The 17,680-nt window shown below is 66.1% G+C and carries 14 protein-coding genes; 7 read left to right on the top strand and 7 right to left on the bottom strand.

What is annotated here, in order from left to right:
- Window positions 1-2 precede the first annotated feature (2 nt).
- From RZA67_RS06320 to lpdA, 4 genes are all read left to right on the top strand, one after another.
- Window positions 3-905 (top strand): GNAT family N-acetyltransferase, encoded by a 903-nt coding sequence (locus RZA67_RS06320; RefSeq protein ID WP_317211789.1) that lies wholly within the window; start codon window positions 3-5, stop codon window positions 903-905.
- 145 nt (window positions 906-1,050) lie between these two features.
- On the top strand, window positions 1,051-3,921 hold the full coding sequence (locus tag RZA67_RS06315) for a 2-oxoglutarate dehydrogenase E1 component (protein WP_317211788.1): 2,871 nt from the start codon (window positions 1,051-1,053) through the stop codon (window positions 3,919-3,921).
- 42 nt (window positions 3,922-3,963) lie between these two features.
- A complete protein-coding gene (sucB, locus tag RZA67_RS06310; protein ID WP_317211787.1) occupies window positions 3,964-5,169 on the top strand; it encodes a dihydrolipoyllysine-residue succinyltransferase in 1,206 nt (401 codons plus the stop codon).
- A 63-nt stretch (window positions 5,170-5,232) separates the two neighbouring features.
- Window positions 5,233-6,669, top strand: a complete 1,437-nt coding sequence (gene lpdA, locus RZA67_RS06305) for a dihydrolipoyl dehydrogenase (RefSeq protein ID WP_317211786.1) — start codon at window positions 5,233-5,235, stop codon at window positions 6,667-6,669.
- Between the two features lie 380 nt (window positions 6,670-7,049).
- Here lpdA and RZA67_RS06300 read toward each other — a convergent pair whose 3' ends face one another.
- The 5 genes from RZA67_RS06300 to RZA67_RS06280 form a co-directional block, all read right to left on the bottom strand.
- Window positions 7,050-8,480: a replicative DNA helicase gene (locus RZA67_RS06300; protein ID WP_317211785.1), complete on the bottom strand. Its 1,431-nt coding sequence runs from the start codon at window positions 8,478-8,480 to the stop codon at window positions 7,050-7,052.
- A gap of 162 nt (window positions 8,481-8,642) precedes the next feature.
- On the bottom strand, window positions 8,643-9,203 hold the full coding sequence (locus RZA67_RS06295; RefSeq protein ID WP_317211784.1) for an NAD(P)H-dependent oxidoreductase: 561 nt from the start codon (window positions 9,201-9,203) through the stop codon (window positions 8,643-8,645).
- A gap of 63 nt (window positions 9,204-9,266) precedes the next feature.
- Complete coding sequence (gene asnB, locus RZA67_RS06290) at window positions 9,267-11,207, bottom strand: asparagine synthase (glutamine-hydrolyzing) (protein WP_317211783.1); 1,941 nt, start codon at window positions 11,205-11,207, stop codon at window positions 9,267-9,269.
- 3 nt (window positions 11,208-11,210) lie between these two features.
- On the bottom strand, window positions 11,211-13,490 hold the full coding sequence (locus RZA67_RS06285; RefSeq protein WP_317211782.1) for a transketolase C-terminal domain-containing protein: 2,280 nt from the start codon (window positions 13,488-13,490) through the stop codon (window positions 11,211-11,213).
- Window positions 13,491-13,782: 292 nt separating this feature from the next.
- On the bottom strand, window positions 13,783-14,619 hold the full coding sequence (locus tag RZA67_RS06280) for a glycine zipper 2TM domain-containing protein (protein WP_317211781.1): 837 nt from the start codon (window positions 14,617-14,619) through the stop codon (window positions 13,783-13,785).
- Window positions 14,620-14,784: 165 nt separating this feature from the next.
- Here RZA67_RS06280 and RZA67_RS06275 point away from each other — a divergent pair, with 165 nt between their 5' ends.
- Together RZA67_RS06275 and RZA67_RS06270 are read left to right on the top strand one after the other, a co-directional pair.
- Window positions 14,785-15,003 carry a DUF6116 family protein gene (locus RZA67_RS06275; protein WP_317211780.1) on the top strand — a complete coding sequence of 73 codons (219 nt, stop codon included), beginning with the start codon at window positions 14,785-14,787 and terminating at the stop codon, window positions 15,001-15,003.
- Window positions 15,003-15,767 (top strand): TatD family hydrolase, encoded by a 765-nt coding sequence (locus RZA67_RS06270; protein ID WP_317211779.1) that lies wholly within the window; start codon window positions 15,003-15,005, stop codon window positions 15,765-15,767. The genes RZA67_RS06275 and RZA67_RS06270 overlap by 1 nt, the downstream gene beginning before the upstream one ends.
- A gap of 37 nt (window positions 15,768-15,804) precedes the next feature.
- Here the strand turns inward: RZA67_RS06270 and RZA67_RS06265 are convergent, their stop codons facing one another.
- Complete coding sequence (locus tag RZA67_RS06265) at window positions 15,805-16,605, bottom strand: tRNA threonylcarbamoyladenosine dehydratase (RefSeq protein ID WP_317211778.1); 801 nt, start codon at window positions 16,603-16,605, stop codon at window positions 15,805-15,807.
- A 196-nt stretch (window positions 16,606-16,801) separates the two neighbouring features.
- Between RZA67_RS06265 and RZA67_RS06260 the strand changes: the two genes are divergently transcribed.
- Window positions 16,802-17,281 carry a glycine zipper 2TM domain-containing protein gene (locus tag RZA67_RS06260; RefSeq protein WP_317211777.1) on the top strand — a complete coding sequence of 160 codons (480 nt, stop codon included), beginning with the start codon at window positions 16,802-16,804 and terminating at the stop codon, window positions 17,279-17,281.
- A gap of 125 nt (window positions 17,282-17,406) precedes the next feature.
- On the opposite strand, the gene RZA67_RS06255 is transcribed toward RZA67_RS06260, so the two are convergent.
- The gene (locus tag RZA67_RS06255; protein ID WP_317211776.1) at window positions 17,407-17,616 is read right to left on the bottom strand and encodes a cold-shock protein; all 210 of its coding nucleotides are present in this window, start codon (window positions 17,614-17,616) and stop codon (window positions 17,407-17,409) included.
- Window positions 17,617-17,680 lie beyond the last annotated feature (64 nt).

Below are 17,680 nucleotides of genomic sequence, written 5' to 3'. Positions count from 1 at the left end.
GCATGCCGACGCTCCGGGTCGAGCCTGCCGCCTACGCGCAGTGGCACGCCGCCATCCACGCGGTACGTGACGCGGTGTTCGTGCTCGAGCAGGGCGTGCCGGTCGAGCTGGAACACGATGCGCTCGACCCGGCCTGCACGCACGTGCTGGCGTGGGGTGAGCAGGGTCGGCCGGTCGGCACCGGGCGGCTGACACCCGAAGGCCGCATCGGCCGCATGGCCGTGCTGGCCGAGGCCCGCAACCAGCAGGTCGGCCAGGCAGTGCTGGAGGCGCTGGTCGGCGCCGCCCGCGCGGCCGGGCTCGCACAGGTGGTGCTGCATGCACAGCTGCCAGCGCGCGACTTCTACGCCCGCCAGGGCTTCCTGCCCGAAGGTCCGGAATTCATCGAGGCGGACATCGCTCACCAGCAGATGGCCCTGGACCTGCAGGGCCCCGTTGCGGTGAACGGCTTGGCCGCCGCGCAGGCCATCACCGTGGCGGTGGCCCATCGTGCACGCCGCCAGCTGTGGCTGCACAGCCCCCTGCTCGACCCTGCCCTGCTGCAGCACGCGCCGGTGCAGCAGGCGCTGCGGCGCTTCTGCACGCAGCGCCAGCACACCCTGCTGCGCGTCCTGGTGCACGATGCGGCCGCCATCGCACGGGCCGGCAGCCCATTGCTGGGCCTGATGCAGCGGTTGCCCAGCGTGGTGCGCATGCGTGAAGTGGCCGACCCGGCCGACCGTGCGCTGACCAGTGCCTGCTTTGTCAATGACAACGGCGACTACTACTTTCGTATGCATCACGAGCGCCTGGACGGAAACGCCGGCATCGCGCTGCCTCCACGTTCGCAGGCGTTCACCGCAGGATTGCAGCGCGTCTGGGACCGTTCGCGCGATTGCAGCGAACTGCGTGCCCTCGGCCTGTAAACACGCCGGTCGGCCGAACCTGTCCACAACCGGTCCCGGGTGCCGCCCAATGCCCGTCCCGGCGCCCCTTCGCCGCCGGTTAGGGGTACAATTCAGGTGTTTAACACGCCCGCTGCGGCCCGATCCTTCACGTCGCGCGGCCTTCATGAAGACCTACCCCCACAAGCGAATAACACTCTCCATCGTGGACAATCTACTGAAGCAGTTTGCGCAATCATCGCAACTCGCCGGCGGCAACGCCTCCTACGTCGAGGATCTGTACGAGCAGTACCTCGTTTCTCCGGACAGTGTCGATTCCAAATGGAAGACCTACTTCGACGGCTTCAAGGGCCGTGAAGCAGGCGACATCCCGCACTCGGCCGTCATCGCGCACATCGCCGACGCCGCCAAGGGCGCGCTCAAGGCCGGCACCGGCGACGGTGCGGGCGACGAGCGCGAGCGCAATGTCGGTCGCTTGATCACCGCCTACCGCTCGCGCGGCCACCTGGCCGCCCGCCTGGACCCGCTGGGCCTGGCCCCGCCGGTCGAAACGCCGGACCTGGGCCTGCCGTTCCACAGCCTCTCCGAGGGTGACCTGAACGATGAGTTCAGCACCGGAGGCGTGGGCGGTCAGCCACGCATGAAGCTGCGCGACCTGCTGGCGCGTCTGAAGTCGACCTACACCGGTTCGATCGGTGCGGAGTTCATGCACATCTCCGAGGTCGAGCAGCGCCAGTGGATCTACAAGCGTCTGGAAGCGGCCGGCGGCAACTACCAGCTGGACGCGGCCACCCAGCGCCGCACCCTGGAGCGCCTGACCGCCGCTGAAGGCCTGGAGCGTTATCTGCATACCAAGTATGTGGGCCAGAAGCGCTTCTCGCTGGAAGGCGGCGATTCGCTGATCCCGATGATGGACACCATCATCCGCGATGCCGGCAAGGACGGCGTCAAGGACGTGGTGATCGGCATGGCCCACCGTGGCCGTCTGAACGTGCTGGTCAACACGCTGGGCAAGAACCCGCGCAAGCTGTTTGACGAGTTCGAAGGCAAGTTCGAGCACGACGAGCACGCCTCGGCCGGCGACGTGAAGTATCACATGGGCTTCTCGGCGGACGTAGCCACCGAGGGCGGCCCGGTGCACCTGGCACTGGCCTTCAACCCCTCGCACCTGGAAATCGCCGACCCGGTGGTGGCCGGCTCCGTGCGTTCGCGCCAGGAGCGCCGCAAGGACACCGCGCGCAAGCAGGTGATGCCGATTCTGATCCACGGCGATGCGGCCTTCTCCGGCCAGGGCGTGGTGATGGAGCTGTTCCAGATGTCGCAGGCCCGCGGCTTCGCCGTTGGCGGCACCGTGCACATCGTGGTCAACAACCAGGTCGGTTTCACCACCTCCAACCCGCTGGATACGCGGTCCACGCGCTATGCCACCGACGTGGCCAAGATGATTGCCGCTCCGGTGCTGCACGTGAACGGCGACGATCCGGAAGCGGTGGTGTTCGCTGCCCGGCTGGCCTTCGAGTTCCGCCAGCAGTTCGCCAAGGATGTGGTCATCGACCTGATGTGCTACCGCCGCTGGGGCCACAATGAGGCCGACGAGCCGGCGATCACCCAGCCGCTGATGTACCAGGTCATCCGCAAGCACCAGACCACCCGTGAGATGTACGCCGAGCAGCTGGAAAAAGCCGGTGTCATCGAGGCCGGCGCTGGCCGGGCGATGGTCGATGCGTACCGCGAAAAGCTCGACGGTGGCGAAGTGACCACCGAACTGGCCCAGGTCGAGAAGACCCCGCCGGACAGCCCGCTGTTCGTCAACTGGCCCAAGCTGCTGGAAGGCAAGCTGTCCGACCCGGTCTCCACCCAGGTGCCCAAGGACAAGCTGGTCGAACTGGCCAGGCTGATCAACACCATCCCCGAGGAAGTGCAACTGCATTCCCGCGTGGCCAAGGTGTACGACGACCGCCGTCGCATGGCTGCCGGCGAGATCCCGGGCGACTGGGGTTTTGCCGAGAATCTGGCCTACGCCACCCTGCTCGATGAGGGCAGCGCGCTGCGTCTGGTCGGCCAGGACGTGGGCCGCGGTACGTTCACCCACCGTCACGCGATCCTGCACGACCAGAAGACCGACAACTACTACATGCCGCTGCGGCAGCTGGTGGATTCGCCGGAGAAGGCCACCGTCATCGATTCGCTGCTCAGCGAAGAAGCGGTGATGGCCTATGAGTACGGCTTCTCCACCACCGACCCCAACACCCTGTGCATCTGGGAGGGTCAGTTCGGCGACTTCGCCAACGGCGCACAGGTGGTGATCGACCAGTTCATCGCCGCCGGCGAAGCCAAGTGGGGCCGCATCTCCGGTCTGACCCTGCTGCTGCCGCATGGCTACGAAGGCCAGGGCCCGGAACACAGCTCGGCGCGTCTGGAGCGCTTCCTGCAGCTGTGCGCGCTGGAGAACATGCTGGTAGTGGTGCCCTCCACCCCCGCACAGGCGTTCCACATGCTGCGCCGCCAGCAGCACCTGACCACCCGCAAGCCGCTGGTGGTGATGTCGCCCAAGTCGCTGCTGCGCCACAAGCTGGCCGTCTCGACCCTGGACGAGCTGGCCAACGGTGAGTTCCAGCACCTGATCGGTGATGCCAACGCAGATGCCGGCAAGGTCAAGCGCGTGGTGCTGTGCTCGGGCAAGGTCTACTACGACCTGCTTGAAGAGCAGACCAAGCGTGGCCAGGACGACGTGGCGATCATCCGTGTGGAGCAGCTGTATCCGTTCCCGCGTGCGCTGCTGGCCGCCGAACTGAAGAAGTATGGCAAGGCCACCGACGTGGTGTGGACGCAGGAAGAACCGCAGAACCAGGGGGCCTGGTACCAGATCCGCCACCATCTGCAGTTCTGCCTGGCCGATGGCCAGAACCTGCACTACGCCGGTCGCGCACGTTCGGCATCGCCGGCCGCTGGACACATGGCTGACCACATCCGCGAGCAGCAGCAGCTGGTTGCCGATGCGCTGGTCAATCCGTTCAACGACGTGGTCGCTGAATAACTCCCCCCCCTATTCAAGAAAGACAAATCAGGAAGCTTCTGCATGGCCACCGAAGTCAAAGCCCCGGTACTGCCCGAATCCGTCGCTGACGGCACCATCGCCACCTGGCACAAGAAGGTCGGCGACGCCGTCAAGCGCGATGAAAACCTGCTTGACCTGGAAACCGACAAGGTCGTTCTGGAAGTGCCCTCGCCGGTCGATGGCGTGCTGAAGGAACTGAAGTTCAAGGAAGGCGACACCGTGACCTCCAGCCAGGTCGTGGCGATCATCGAAGAAGGCGCCGTGGCCGACGCCCCGGCACCGGCTGCTGAAGAGAAGAAGGAAGCCGCTGCGGCTCCGGCCGCGGCGGCTGCGCCGGCTGCCGCTGCTGCGCCGGCCCCGGCCGCCAAATCGTCGGCCGACGCGCTGCCCCCGGGCGCCCGCTTCACCGCCATCACCGAAGGCGTGAACCCGGCCGACGTTGATGGCACCGGCCGCCGTGGTGCGGTGACCAAGGAAGACATTGTCAACTTCGCCCGCAACGGCGGCGCCGGCAAGGCCGGTGGCGCACGTCCGGAAGAACGCGTGCCGATGACCCGCATCCGCAAGCGCATCGCCGAGCGTCTGATGGAGTCGAAGAACTCGACCGCCATGCTGACCACCTTCAACGAAGTCGACCTGTCCAAGGTCTCGGCCGCGCGCAAGGAACTGCAGGATGAGTTCGTCAAGGCGCACGGCATCAAGCTCGGCTTCATGAGCTTCTTCGTCAAGGCCGCCGCCAACGCGCTGCAGCGCTTCCCGCTGGTCAACGCCTCCATCGACGGCGACGACATCATCTACCACGGTTACGCCGACGTCTCCATCGCGGTCTCGACCGAAAAGGGTCTGGTGACCCCGGTGCTGCGCAACGTCGAGCGCATGTCCTTCGCCGATATCGAAAAGACCATCGCCGAGTACGCCAAGAAGGCCCGTGACGGCAAGCTGGGTCTGGACGAACTGCAGGGCGGCACCTTCACCGTGACCAACGGCGGTACCTTCGGCTCGCTGCTGTCGACCCCGATCATCAACCCGCCGCAGAGCGCCATCCTGGGCATGCATGCCATCAAGGAGCGTCCGATCGCCCAGAACGGCCAGGTCGTGATCGCGCCGATGATGTATCTGGCGCTGTCCTACGACCACCGCATCATCGACGGCAAGGACTCGGTGCAGTTCCTGGTGGACATCAAGAACCAGCTGGAAAACCCGGGCCGCATGCTGTTCGGCCTGTAACAGACCTCCCGCCCCTCCGCGCCTGCGCGGAGGGGTTCTGGTATTGCATTAAGGACTATTTCAATGGCTGAACAATTCGACGTCGTCGTCATCGGTGCCGGCCCGGCCGGTTACCACGCCGCCATCCGCGCTGCCCAGCTGGGCCTGAAGACCGCCTGCATCGATGCCGCCCTCGGCAAGGATGGCAAGCCGGCCCTGGGCGGCACCTGCCTGCGCGTGGGCTGCATCCCGTCCAAGGCGCTGCTGGATTCCTCGCGCCAGTACTGGAACATGGGCCACATCTTTGGCGACCATGGCATCAGCTTCAAGGATGCCAACATCGACGTCGAAGCGATGGTTGGCCGCAAGGACAAGATCGTCAAGCAGTTCACCGGTGGCATCGGCATGCTGTTCAAGGCCAACAAGGTTGCCGCCTACTACGGTTTCGGCGAACTGCAGCCAGAGAACGTGGTCAAGGTCACCCAGCATGACGGCAGCGTGGTCCAGCTCAAGGGCACCAATGTCATCATCGCCGCCGGTTCGGATTCGATCGAACTGCCGTTTGCAAAGTTCGACGGCGAGACCATCGTCGACAACGTCGGCGGCCTGGACTTCACCGAAGTGCCCAAGCGTCTGGCCGTGATCGGCGCCGGTGTCATCGGTCTGGAACTGGGCAGCGTGTGGAAGCGCCTGGGCGCGGAAGTGACGATCCTGGAAGCCATGCCGGAGTTCCTGGCCGCCGCTGACGCCGAGGTGTCCAAGGTCGCGCTGAAGGAGTTCAGGAAGCAGGGGCTGGACATCCAGCTCGGCGCCAAGGTCTCCAAGGCCGAAGTGACCGGCAAGGGCAAGAAGAAGGAAGTTGCCCTGACCTACACCGACAGCGAAGGCGAGAAGTCGCTGGTGGTGGACAAGCTGCTGGTGGCCGTGGGCCGTCGCGCCGCGACCAAGGGCCTGCTGGCCGAAGGCACCGGCGTCAAGATCAACGAGCGCGGCCAGATCGAGGTCGATGCGCACTGCCACACCGGGGTCAACGGTGTCTGGGCGGTGGGTGACTGCGTGCGCGGCCCGATGCTGGCGCACAAGGGTTTCGAGGAAGGCATCGCCGTGGCCGAACTGATTGCTGGCCTGCCGGGTCACGTCAACTTCGACACCATTCCGTGGGTGATCTACACCGAGCCGGAACTGGCCTGGGTCGGCAAGACCGAAGCGCAGCTCAAGGCCGAGGGCATTCCGTACAAGGCTGGCAGCTTCCCGTTCGCCGCCAACGGTCGTGCAGTAGCGATGATCGAGCCGACCGGTTTTGTGAAGGTACTGGCACACGCCGAAACCGATCGCATCCTGGGCATGCACCTGGTCGGCGCCAACGTCTCCGAGCTGGTGCACGAAGGCGTGCTGACCATGGAGTTCAGCGGCTCGGCCGACGACCTGGCCCGCATCTGCCATGCGCATCCGTCGCTGTCCGAGGTGGTGCATGACGCGGCAATGGCCGTGAGCAAGCGCGCGATCCACAAGGCGAACTGATCGCAGAGGCGCTGCAGCAGAAAGCCCCGCTTCGGCGGGGTTTTTTGTTGGTGCCAGGAGCGCTGCCCAACTGGCTCCGGTAGGTGACGACCGTTGGTCGTCCCGCTCTTGATCACGAGCGACAGCGTGACGACCAACGGTCGTCACCTACCAAGGCCGGGGCGACAGCGTGACGACCAACGGTCGTCACCTACCAAGGCCGGAGCAACGGCGTGACGACCAACGGTCGTCACCTACCAAGGCCGGGGCGACGGCGTGACGACCAACGGTCGTCACCTACCCAAGGCCGGAGCAACGGCGTGACGACCAACGGTCGTCACCTACCCAAGGCCAGGCAACGGTCGTCACCTGCCGGGTGCGCACGCCGGCCTCGATGCCGCTTACTCGAACGAGCCCACCGAGTCGTGCGACAGGTTGTCAAACCGGGTGTACTCACCAAAGAACTTCAGCTTGCACGAGCCGGTCGGGCCACCACGGTGCTTGCCGATGATGATCTCCGCCAGACCCTTGTCCGGCGAGTTTTCCTTGTTGTAATAGTCGTCGCGGTAGATGAACACGATCATGTCCGCATCCTGCTCGATAGCGCCCGATTCGCGAAGGTCGGCCATCACCGGCCGTTTGTCGGTACGCGTCTCCAGCGAGCGGTTGAGCTGGGAGAGCGCGATCACCGGCACGTTCAGTTCCTTGGCCAGACCCTTGAGCGAACGCGAGATCTCCGAGATTTCGGTTGCGCGGTTCTCGCTGTTGCCCGGCACGCTCATCAGCTGCAGGTAGTCGATGACAATCAGGCCAAGGTCGTGCTCACGCTTGAGGCGGCGACACTTGGAGCGCAACACCTCCGGCGAAACACCGGGGGTGTCGTCAATGAAGATCTTGGTCTCCTTGAGCATCCGGATCGCACTGGTCACCCGGCTCCAGTCCTCGTCCTCCAGCTGGCCTGTACGCAGCCGCGAGGCATTGATGCGACCGTTGGAGGAAATCAGACGCATGGCCAGCTGCGAGGCGGACATTTCCATCGAGAACACCGCTACGCCCTTCTTCGACTTGATTGCAGCGTACTCGGCGATGTTCAGGGCGAAGGTGGTCTTGCCCATCGCCGGGCGCGCGGCAAGGATGATCAGGTCGGTCGGCTGCAGCCCGGCGGTCATCGCGTCGAAATCGCTGTAGCCGGTTGGCAGCCCCGTGATGTTGCCGCCGTTCTCGAAGCGGTTGCGCAGCTCCTCAAAGGCGTCCTTCAGCGCGCCGGGCATCGCCACGAAGTCCGTGCGGCCGCGCGCGCCCTGCTCGGCAATGGCGAACACGCTCTTTTCGGCCAGCGACAACAGTTCGCTGCTCTCTCGGCCTTCGGGCTGGAAACCGTCATTGACGATGTCCGTGCCCACCTGGATCAACTGGCGCAGCACAGCCTTGTCACGCACGATCTCGGCGTAGGCCACGATATTGGCCGCCGACGGCGTGGTACTGGCCAGTTCGATCAGATAGGCGCCGTCGCCGACCAGCTCCAGCTTCCCCTGCGACTCGAACCACTCGCCGAGGGTCACCGCATCAAATGGACGGTCGCGCTCGGACAGCTCGCGGATCGCCCGGTAGATCATCTGGTGATCGCGGCGGTAGAAGTCGACGTCGTTGAGCTGGTCGTTGACCCGGTCGAACGCCTCCGGTGCCAGCATCAGGCCGCCAAGCACGGCCTGCTCGGCTTCCACCGAATGCGGCGGCACGCGCAGCTGGTCGATGCGCGCCTCGTCGCGATCAAAACGATCACGGTCACCACGGTCTTTACGGTCGGAACGGAAGCCGGAACGGGCGGGCATGCTGCGCTGTTTCCTGGTTGGGGCGATGGAGCGGGCGATGGCCTGCCCAGCCCACCTGACAGGTAAGGCAGGCCCATGCAGGCCGGAACAGAGCCGGCTCACGCCATGGGGCGGCAGGCGCCACCGGCTGATTATCGCAGATGGCGCCCTGCCCTGCCCGGGTCAGTCCCGCTGGCCGTAAACCTTGATCAGCGCCAGGAAGCGCTCGACAAAGCTCTGCAGGAACTTTGCCGTGTCCGCGTTGGAGACGCTCCCGTCCTCGTCGATCAGGCCATCCTTGAAGTGAATGAACACTTCCGGTTGACTCAGTACCTGCATGTCCAGGTACGCCAGGATGTTGCGCAGATGCTGCTGGGCCAGCGCGCTGCCGATGGCGCCGATCGAGGCGCCGACCACCGCCGCCGGCTTGCCGGCGAAGGCGCTGTCGCCGTAGGGACGCGACCCCAGGTCAATGGCGTTCTTGAGCACGCCGGGCACCGAGCGGTTGTACTCGGGGGTGGCAAACAGCACCGCGTCGGCGTCACGGATCTGCTGCTTGAGCCGCAGGCCCTCGGCCGGGTAGTCGCCGTCGTTGTCCTGGTTGTACAGCGGCAGGTCGCCGATCTCCACATAGTCGAAGCGTGCCCTGCCCTCGGCGAGCTTTTCCAGCGCGCGGGCCAGCCTGCGGTTGCAGGATCCCTTGCGCAGGCTGCCTACCAGCACTGCAATGGTGTACTGCGCCATCACCTTCTCCTTTCAGGGGGAAGGGATCAGCCTAGGCGACCAGCGCGTGGCAGGCAGTGAAGGTCAACCGGCCACTGTGGCACGGACGTCCCGCCAATGTGCGTGCCAGGCTTGGAACATCAGCACATTCCACAGATGGGTATGCCACTTGCGCTGGCCCCCGATGAACTGCCGCCACAGGGGCTGCACCGCGGCGGCCGAGAGCACGCCTTCGCGCTCCAGCCGCGCCGGCTGCAGCAGGTCTTCGGCCCACGGCCGCAGATCGCCCTTGAGCCAGTCGCTGACCGGCGCACCGAAACCACGCTTGGGCCGGTGCACCATGCCCTGCGGCACATAGCGGCCGAGCACGCGCTTGAGCAGCACCTTGCTGGTCTCATGCTCGCGTTTGAACGCCATCGGCAGTGACCAGGCGAACTCGGCCACACGCCAGTCCAGCAGCGGGGCGCGTGCTTCCAGACTTACCGCCATCGAGGTACGGTCAACCTTGCACAGCAGATCGTCGGGCAGGTAGCTGACAAAGTCGGCCAGCATCATTGCGTCGGCAGGCGTGCCGGCCCCGTGCAGCGGATCGGCCAGATCGTAGAAGCTGTTGGCCAGGCGTGCGCCGGGCACGGCCGCGACGGGGTCGCGCCAGCGCGAGATCCGGTTGCGGTAGACATCACCGATGCCACGCGCGCCGGCCTCGGCCAACAGAGCCGCCAACCCGCCGGTCCGCGACGCCTCGCCCTGGCTCCCGGCCCGCCCGCTCATCCAGCGCCGCAGCGGCGCAGGAACCTTGCCCAGCATCTGCCAGTTGCGCAGCGCACGCTGATAGCGCGTGTAGCCGAAGAACAGCTCGTCGCCGCCGTCACCGGAAAGCGCCACGGTCACCCCCTGCCGTGCCAGCCGCGCCACCAGCGCGGTCGGTACCTGGGAAGCATCGGCAAAAGGTTCATCGAACATCGTCGGCAACGTCGGCACCACGGCCAGTGCGTCAGCCCCGCTGACATAGAGTTCGGTATGGTCGCAGCCCAGATGCTGGGCCAGTTCGCTGGCAAGCGGCGCTTCGTCGTGATGCGAGCCGCTGAAGCCGATACTGAAGCTGTGTACCGGGCTGCTGCTCTGCGCCTGCATCAATGCGGCCACCAACGATGAGTCGGTGCCGCCGGACAGGAACACACCGACCGGCACATCGGCCACCATGCGCAGCGCTACCGCGTCGCGCAGCAACGCATCCAACTGCGCCTCGGCCTGCTCGATGCTGCCCTGGAACGGGTTGGCCAGGGCCTCCTGCATGCGCGCGCGCGCATCCCAGAAGGGGCGCTGCGCCTGATCGGGGCGATGGTTGCCGGCTCCGGCGGCCACACTGGCGGCATCCAGCCGCAGCACCCGCCCCGGCATGAGCTTGAAGCAACGCTCGTGGATGCTGTGCGGTGCCGGAATGTAATCCAGCCGCAGCAGCAGGGTCAGCGCGTCGCGGTCGATGTCATTGTCGAAGCGCGGATGCTGCCACAGCGCTTTCAGTTCCGAGCCGAACACCAGCGCATCGCCGGCCCAGCCGTAATACAGCGGTTTCTTGCCGACCCGGTCACGGGCCAGCCACAGACACTGCTCCTGACGGTCCCACAGCGCGAGGACGAACATGCCGTTGCAGCGTGAGAGGGTGTCCTCCACGCCCCACTGCAGGAACGCGGCCAGCAGCACCTCGGTGTCGGAGTGGCCGCGGAAGGCGTGCCCCAGTGGCTCCAGTTCGGCGCGCAGCGCAGCGAAATTGTAGACCTCGCCGTTATAGGCGATGGCATAGCGCCCGTCGCTTGAGTCCATTGGCTGGTGACCCAGCGGTGACAGGTCCAGGATGCTCAAGCGTCGGTGGGCCAGCGCGATGCCGGCCCGCGCGTCGACCCACGTCCCCCCGTCATCGGGGCCGCGGTGATGCAGGGCATCGCCCATCGCCTGCGCCACCTGCTGCAGCGCCTCGGCGCCCTCGGCCGCCTGCGGCAGCAATACTCCAGCCAATCCACACATGCATCAAGATTCCCGCGCCAACGCCAAGGCAGCGCTCATGACGACATTGTCGCTTGGAAGCCCGAAGATTGCTGCACCTGCCAGCGGGGTATAGGTGTCCGCGCCGCTGACACGGGCTGTCGGCAGCTGTCCGAAGCCGGCCTCGACCAGGGCGCTGAGCACGCCCTCGCCCACCCCTCCGCTGCGCCGCCCCTCATCCACGACCAGAACCCGTCGCGCATCGGCCGCCTGGCTGACGATGAAGGCCACATCCAGCGGCACCAGCCAACGCAGGTCCACCACCCTCACCTGCAGGCCGTGCTCCTCCTGCAGGCGCCGCGCCACGCGCAGGGCCATCGGCACACCGTTGCCGAAGGTGAACACCACCAGATCGCATGCCTCGGGGAAGTACACCCGGCCTTGTCCCGGGACCAGCGCGTGCCCCGGCGCAGGGTAATCGAACAACCACTGTCCATCGCCGGCGCTGTGCAGATCCTTGGTCATATACAGCGCGATGGGCTCGAGCAGGACACATACCCGACCATCCACCCGGGCCAGCGCAGCCAGCGTGCGCAGCATTGCCACCGCATCGTCGCCGCGGCTCGGACACCCAACCACCAGCCCCGGGATATCACGCAGCGCGGTAATCGAGTTGTCGTTGTGGAAATGCCCGCCAAAGCCCTTCTGATAGCCCAGCCCCGGCACCCGGACCAGCATCGGGTTGCGGAACTGGTCGTTGGAAAAGAACTGCAGTGAACAGGCCTCGCCCCGCAGCTGGTCCAGCGCATTGTGCAGATAGGCCAGGTACTGGATCTCGGCGATCGGCAGCAGCTGCATGTTGGCCATGCCCTGGGCCAGTCCGAGGATCATCGTTTCATCCAGCAGGGTGTTGAACACCCGGCGCGGTCCGAACTGGCGCATCAGGCCGCGGGTCACGGTGTAGACGCCGCCCTTCTGCGCCACGTCTTCACCGAACAGCAGGGACTGCGGGTACTTGCACATCAGCTCCTGCAGGGCTGCATTGATCTGCAGCGCCATGTGACGCGGCGGCAGCCGCTCGGGCAACTGGCTGTCACCTCCGCACAGCAACGCGCGCGTGTCGCTTGCCGGTGCGCGGCAGGCCTCGACCTGCACCGCCTGCGGCGAGTACGGGGCCAATGGCTGGACCACCTCGGCCAGCGAGCGCAGCCTGGGCCGCTGCTGGGCCAGCTCAGCGGCAGCAAAGCACCGTGAACGCATCGCCTCGTAGGCACGCTCCAGCCGGCTGGCATCCATCCAGCCCGACTGCAGTGCGATCTGCGCGCTGCGCAGCAGCGGATCGCAGGCCTCTGCGCGGCACAGTTCGTCCAGTGCGCGCCACTCCACCTCGAAGTCGGTGCCGGCGTGCCCCATCAGCCGCGTGGTGCGCAGGTGCAGGAACGTGGGGCGACGGGTGCGCCGGCAGTGGTCTACCGCCGCCGTTACCTGGGCATGGCCGGCAGCCAGGTCCAGCCCGTCGGCAGCAAAGTAGTCGAGTCCCGGCTGGTTGCCGAAACGCTGGGCAATCCAGCCCTCGGGGGTACGCACGGAGATGCCCAGTCCATTGTCCTCGCAGACGAACAGCACCGGGGCTGGCAGTTTCTGGTGCGCGGACCAGCTGGCCGTGTTGAAGGCGGTCTGGGCGGTGGCGTGGTTTGCCGAAGCGTCGCCGAAGGAGCAGATGACGATGCTGTCGACCGGCACCGGCAGCAGCTGCCCCAGCCGCTGCGAACTCTCGATGGCCAGGGCGGTACCCAAGGCCTTGGGCAGATGCGAGGCGATGGTCGAGGTCTGCGGCAGCACCCACAGGGCACGACTGCCCCACACCTTGTGCCGCCCGCCGCTGGCCGGGTCGTCAACGCTGGCGGCAAAGGACAGCGCGGTGTCCAGCACCGGGTCGATGCCGGGGACCTGGCGCGCGCGCTCGGCCATGAACGCACCAGAGCGGTAGTGCAGAAATGCCGGATCGGTCACCCGGCAGGCCCGCGCCAGCATGGCATTGCCCTCGTGCCCGGCCGAGCCGATGGTGTAGTAGACCTTGTCCTGCACGCGCAGCACGCGTGCCATCAGGTCGAGGTGACGGCTGGCCAGCTGGGACTCGAACAGTTCGCCGAACGCGGCGGCCTCCAGCGCGCTGCCGGGCAGGATCGGCTCGGACGCCGTTGGCGGTCGGCCCGCCCTGCCCTGCCAGTTGCGGATGAACTCGAGAAAGTTCGCGTCACAGATTTCGGCGCGGTTGAGGCCACGCATCCGCGCGGGAATGGGGTCAGGTACCACCGCAAACATCGATCACCTCGCTCGTGTCGTTGCTGCAAAGGTCCGTCGGCATTGTCAGAACGCCGACCGCCGCGCGTGCCGGGCAGGCGCCAGCGCAGTCTGGCAACAACGGCGGGCGGTTCCAAGCTGCAGTGCAGGAGCAACAGCGTGACGACCAACGGTCGTCACCTCCCGGTGGATCAGGCTCCGCTTGTGGTAGGTGACGACCGTTGGTCGTCACGCCCTTGCTGGTCCGGCCCCGGATGCAGCAAAGCCGGCGTGCGCCGGCTCTGCTGCGTCTCGTGGAAGGGGACGAATGCGTTTACTGGCGGGTGCTGCCGTCGGCCGCAGCGGTCTGGGTCACCAGCTGACCATCCACGACCGGCAGGCGATCACTGACCGGCCGGTTGTCCATGCGGATGGTCTTCTCGGCGCCGTCGTAGCGGTAGGTCACGTTATAACCCTTGACCACATCGGTGTTGCCCATCGCAATGCGCGTGCCGGGCTTGCTGTCCATGCGCATGGTGCCGGTCGTGCCGTCGGCGTTGCGATAGGTCACGTTGTAGCCGGTGACGCGGCTGGATTCAGAGGTCGTGGTCTCGGTATGACACTGGCGCTCGGTACGGTTGACCACGCGGCCGCCGACGTGGCGCTTGTCGACCTGGTTGCCGATCACGCCGCCGGCCACGGCGCCGGCGGCCGTAGCGACCTTGCGGCCATTGCCGCCGCCCACCTGGTTGCCCAGCAGACCGCCGATGACGGCGCCGGCCACGGTGCCGCCGACATTGCCATCACGCTCGGGCAGGCGTTCCTGCACCACCACGTCCTCGCACACCTCATGCGGGGTCTGCACGCTGGACGTTTCGCGGACGGCCTCGCTGCCGATGACCGTCGCGTAGGCGCGTTCCTTCTGGGTGATAGGGTCGACCTTGAGCACGTCGGCATACTGCAGGCCGGAACGGCCGCCCAGGTCCAGCGCGTCACTGCGGGCACCGTCGTCGGCGACCACCGCACCCACGTCATCCTGCGTCTGAGCTGTCGGGCTGCCGGTCAAGGCGTCTGGCGCCTTGTCGTTACCCTTCATGAAGGCAGCGGTGGCCATGCCCCCGACCAGCAGCGCCCCGGCGGCGACGAGGACAGTAGTAGTTGTGCTTTTCATGTCAGGCTCCAGATCCTTGCGAACCATTCGCAATGTTCTCGGCGCAGATTGCAGCACGCGTATGCTGAACGATCTCAGCACGCCGCCCGGGGGCACCTTGCCCCATTCAGCAAACGGCCACATGTCTGGCGTGATAGCGTTTGCACGCCCGCCTGGAGACCCGAGATGGCCAATCCGCTGCTGCTGCCGGTGCTGGAGTGGGCTCGCCGCCTGCGCCACCCCACCCTGTTCAAGCTCACTACCGGGCTGTTCGTACTGACGCTGATCATCCCCGACCCGGTGCCCTTGCTCGATGAAATCCTGCTCGGGATGGGCACGCTGCTGCTGGCCAACTGGAAGCGCCGCAGCGACGAGCCGCCCCCGCTGCAACAGCGGTCGCGCTGATGCTGGTCGACAGCCACTGTCATCTGGACGCACCGCGCTTCGACGAGGATCGCGCACAGGTGCTCGCCCGTGCGCGCGATGCCGGCGTGGTGCAGCAGGTGGTTCCTGCGGTCACCGCAGCGGGCTGGCCTCGACTGCGCGAGGTCTGCCGGCAGGCGCCTGGCCTGTATCCAGCGTATGGCCTGCACCCCATGTTCATGGACGACCACCGCCGAGCGCACCTTGACGAACTCGCGCAGTGGCTGGAGCGCGAGCGACCCTGTGCGGTAGGCGAGTGTGGGCTGGATTTTTTCGTCCAGGGCCATGACCCGGCCCAGCAGTTGGAGTTCTTCGAGGCGCAGCTGCGGCTGGCGCGGCAGTTCGATCTTCCGGTGATCGTGCATGCGCGCAAAGCGGTGGATGCGGTGACCGCCGCGATCCGTCGCGTCGGTGGCCTGCGCGGTGTTGTGCACAGTTTCTCGGGCAGCCCACAGCAGGCGGCGATGTTGTACCGGGAAGGTTTCCTGCTGGGGCTGGGCGGGCCGACCACCTGGCCGCGCGCGCAGCGGTTGCAGGCGCTGGTCAAACAGATGCCGCTGGAGCAGCTGCTGCTGGAGACCGATGCCCCCGATCAGCCCGACGCAGGCATCGCCGGCCAGCGGAACGAACCGGCACGGCTGCAGGTGATCGCATGCCACGTCGCCTCGCTGCGCGGGGTTGCGCTTGAAGAGCTGGCGCGCGTCACCAGCGACAACGCGCGGCGGCTGTTCGGGTTGCCGGGATGATGCGCCACGGCGCCGCGCTCGACGCGCGGGCCCGGCGCTACCCGGCAGTTTTTTTCGGCGACAGCAGCATGTCCAATGCCTTACCCACTGCAGCAAAGGCGAAGGCGCCGGTAATGTGCGTTGCGGCGCCCAGGCCAGCACCGCAATCGAGCTTCAGAGCCGCGTCGGCGCCGAGGTTGGGCCGCAGGCCGCACACGCTCCCATCGGCCTGCGGATACTTCACATTTTCCAGCGAGTACACCGCCGGGACGCCAAAGTAACGTTTGGGATTGCTGGGGAATTTGAACTCACTGCGCAGTTTCTTGCGGATCAACGCCAGCATCGCGTCGTGTTCCGTGCGGGAAACGTCACGAATCCGCACCAGCGTCGGATCGGTCCTGCCCCCTGCCGCGCCGACGGTCAGCAGCGGCAACTTGCGGCGCCGGCACCAGGCAATGGTTTCCACCTTGACCCGGAAACTGTCGCAGGCATCAATGACCAGGTCGAACTGACGATCCAGCAACTCCAGCATGTTGCCGGGGGTAAGAAAGGCCTCCACCGCGTCCACCGACATCTGCGGGTTGATCGCCAGGCAGCGTTCGGCCATCGCCACGGCCTTGTTGCGACCATAGTTGCCGTCCAGCGCTGGCAGCTGCCGGTTGGTATTGGACACACAGATGTCGTCGGCGTCGATCAGGGTCAGATGACCCACGGCCGAGCGCGCCAACGCTTCGACAACCCAGGAGCCAACCCCGCCCATCCCGACAACGGCGACGCGACTGGCCTGAAATCGATCGAGGGCGCCACGTCCATAGAGCCGTTCAATACCGGCGAAGCGTTCTTTGAGCTGTTCATTCATCGCGTCATTTTAACGCGGCAATGCCTTGTGCCGCAGTGTGGACACAGAAGCTGGCCTGCAGACAGCGCCCCCGCCCCACCCCCAGATTCATTGACCAGCCATATTGAGCGGTCGGGATTGGCGCGCCGTTCACGTTGAAAGCGTGACGATTCAGCCACACACCCCTTCCACCGTTACTTCTGGCCAGGAGAAGTCCATGAAGATCAAGCTCATCGCCGCCGGCGCCATCGCCACCCTCGCCCTGGCCGGTTGTGCCACTTCGCCGGGCTACGGTGGAGGCGGCTACAACAGTGGCTACAGCAGCAACAGCGGTTACCAGAACCGTACCTGCGCCGACTGCGGCATCGTGACCCGCATCAACACCGTGCAGTCCGGACGCAGTGCCCCGAGTGCGACCGGCGCCATCCTCGGCGGCATCGTGGGCGCCGTCGCCGGCCATGAGATCTCCGACCACACCGGCGGCAGCCGCGGCAACAAGAACATCGCCGCGGTGGCGGGTGCCGCCGGCGGCGCGCTGGCCGGCAACCAGATCCAGAAGAACGTGACCAGCGACACCTACGACATCACCGTGCGCATGGACGACGGTCGTACCGTCGTGGTCAACCAGCGTGACCTGGCGGGCATCCGCGAAAACACCTATGTCCGCGTGATCAACGGCCGGGTAGTCCTGCGCTGAGTGGATGATCCGGCGGCACTGCGCCGCTTCCGCATCAGACAACCGGCACGCGGCTGCGCGCCGGGCTCCGCAAACAAGAAGGCCCGCTTGCGCGGGCCTTCTTTCATTCGAATGTCGCCTGCCGATCAGATCGGCTGCACGGCATCGGCCTGCAGGCCCTTCTGACCCTGCACGACGGTGAAGGTGACCTGCTGGCCTTCCTTCAGGCTCTTGAAGCCCTGGGTCTGGATGGCGCGGAAGTGCACGAACACATCCTCGCCGTTCTCACGGCTGATAAAGCCGAAGCCCTTGGCATCATTGAACCACTTCACGGTTCCGCTCTCGCGATCTGACATCTTTACGACTCCCTGACTCTCTCTCTTGTTGTTGGGTACGCCCGGTAGCGGACGGCTGACAAGC

Origin of the sequence: Stenotrophomonas sp. C3(2023), from assembly GCF_032911385.1 — a bacterium.
GTDB lineage: Bacteria > Pseudomonadota > Gammaproteobacteria > Xanthomonadales > Xanthomonadaceae > Stenotrophomonas.
Note: the sequence above shows the minus strand (reverse complement) of the source record. Positions and strands in the feature narration are given on the sequence as shown.